At 68.7% G+C, this 588-nt stretch carries 1 protein-coding gene; it reads left to right on the top strand.

Features of this window, described 5'->3' with window-relative positions; genetic code table 11:
• Positions 1–32 precede the first annotated feature (32 nt).
• On the top strand, positions 33–588 hold a 556-nt coding region (locus D7X12_RS41775; RefSeq protein ID WP_244225112.1), incomplete at its 3' end, for an AMP-binding protein.

Genomic DNA, 588 nt, shown 5'->3' with positions numbered 1-588 from the left:
TCGCGCGTCAGGCCCAGCAGACTCCCGACGCCGTGGCCCTCGTCCTGGGTGACGTGACCATGACGTACGGCCAGCTCGACGCTCGCGCCAATCAACTGGCCCATCACCTGCGCGCGCTCGGCATCACACCCGGTGCGCGCGTCGGTCTCGCCGTTGAGCGCTCCTTCGACCTGCTCGTGGCGCTGCTGGCCATCCTCAAGGCCGGCGCCGCCTTCGTCCCGGTGGATCGCAACGCCCCCGTGGAGCGCATCGCCGCGCTCCTGGAGGATGCCGACGTCGAGGTGGTGCTCACGCACCAGCCCTTCGCCTCACTGCTGCCCACCACCGGCACCCGTGTCTGGCTGGACGCGCAGCAAGACATCCTCTCCGCGCTCCCCACGCACGCGCCTGACGTGCATGTGGACGGCGAGTCCCTCGCCTACGTCATGTTCACCTCCGGCTCCACGGGACGTCCCAAGGGAGTCTGCGTGCCCCATAGGGGCATCACCCGGCTGGTGCTTGGCAATACCTTCATGCGCTTCGGGCCCGACGAAGTGTGGCTCCAGTTCGCTCCCGTTGCCTTCGACGCGTCCACGCTCGAAATCTGGG

It is taken from the genome of Corallococcus sicarius, from assembly GCF_003611735.1.
Classification (GTDB): domain Bacteria; phylum Myxococcota; class Myxococcia; order Myxococcales; family Myxococcaceae; genus Corallococcus; species Corallococcus sicarius.
Note: the sequence above shows the minus strand (reverse complement) of the source record. Positions and strands in the feature narration are given on the sequence as shown.